Origin of the sequence: Hydrogenophaga flava NBRC 102514 (assembly GCF_001571145.1) — a bacterium.
Classification (GTDB): Bacteria; Pseudomonadota; Gammaproteobacteria; order Burkholderiales; family Burkholderiaceae_C; genus Hydrogenophaga; species Hydrogenophaga flava.
The window spans coordinates 1-1,490 of record NZ_BCTF01000064.1 but is presented as its reverse complement, the minus strand read 5'-3'; the positions used below and the strand labels follow the sequence as shown (position 1 = coordinate 1,490).

General features: G+C 69.5%; 2 protein-coding genes. Both read right to left on the bottom strand.

Features of this window, described 5'->3' with window-relative positions; all coding sequences use genetic code 11:
• The coding region (locus HFL01S_RS25955; protein WP_174525266.1) for a cache domain-containing protein at positions 1-1,076 on the bottom strand (1,076 nt) is incomplete at its 3' end.
• Positions 1,077-1,100: 24 nt separating this feature from the next.
• A partial coding sequence (locus HFL01S_RS24375; protein WP_245644965.1) for a methyl-accepting chemotaxis protein occupies positions 1,101-1,490 on the bottom strand: 390 nt, incomplete at its 5' end.

Below are 1,490 nucleotides of genomic sequence, written 5' to 3'. Positions count from 1 at the left end.
CTGCTCTCGTTGATCTCGCGCATGGTGTGCACCACCTCGCCGACCACGGTGCCGCCGCGGCGCGCGGTGCCCGCCGCGGCCTCGGCCAGCTGGGTCGCCGCGCGCGCCGATTCGGCGCTCTGCCGCACGGTGCCTGTCAGCTCTTCCATGCTGGCCGCGGTTTCCTGCAGGTTGCTGGCCGTGTGTTCGGTGCGGCTGGACAGATCCTGGTTGCCCGAGGCGATCTCGGTGCTGGCGGTGCTGATGCTGTCGGTCGCCGTGCGCACCTGACCCACGGTGCCCCGCAGCGAGGCGATCATGTCGGCCAGTGCCGCGAGCAGGCTGCCCGCGGGCACACCGGGCAGGGTGACGGTCAGGTCGCCGCCGGCCACCGAGCGCATTGCCGACACCGCCTGTGCCGGCTCGCCACCGATCTGGCGCATCACGCTGCGCAGCGTCAGCCAGCCGATGCCGCCAATCAGCAGCAGCCCCGCCGCCACCAGCACGCCATCCGCCGCCAGGATGCTCCAAACCATGGCGTCCAGATCGTCGGTGTACAGGCCCGAACCCACCATCCAGTTCCAGCCGTCGACCTTCATGACGTACTGCAGCTTGGGCACCGGCTTCGTGTCGCCCGGGCGCGGGAAGTTGGTGGGCACGAAGGCCCGGCCGTCGGTGCTCTGGCGCATGCCATCGACCAGGGATGCGATCACGTCGGTGCCCCCCCCGTCCTTGACCTTGCCGATCATGTTCTGGCCTTGCCACTCCGGCTTGATCGGGTGCATCACGCCGACGCCGTCGAGCGACCAGATGTAGAGGTACTCCTTGCCGTCCTTGCCGTAGCGCGCATGCGCGACCGCGGCCTTGGCCGCCGCCTGCGCGGCCGCGGTGTCGAGCTTGCCGGACGCCTCCATGGCGCGGAAACCCTCGACGATGGAGTGGGCCGATTCGACCGCCGTCACGAGCTGCCCGTGCCGGGCATCGGTCAGCTGCCGCTTGGCCTGCGCCACCGACAGCGCCCCCATGACCGCGATGCCCAGCACCGCCACCACCACCAGCAGCACGATGCGGCTGCGAAGACTCATCTGGTTCAACATTTCACACTCCCTTGAATTCTTGGTTCAAACCGCACTCAGCCGGAACGTCGCCACCACGCCGGCCAGCTTCTGCGCCTGGTCCTGCAGGCTCTGGGCCGCGGCGGCGCTCTCTTCCACCAGCGCTGCGTTCTGCTGCGTCATCTGGTCGAGCTGCCCCACCGCGCCGTTGACCTGGCCGATGCCCTGGCTCTGCTCGTTGGCCGCCGTGGTGATGTGGCCGATCAGATCGGAAATCTTCTGTGCGTTCGCCACGATCTCGCCGATGGTGGCGCCGGCCTCGGTCACCTGGCGCGTACCGGCCTCGACCTTCTCGACGCTGGCGCCGATCAGGCCCTTGATTTCCCGGGCGGCCTCGGCACTGCGCTGCGCCAGGCTGCGCACCTCGCCAGCCACTACGGCAAAGCCGCGGCCCTG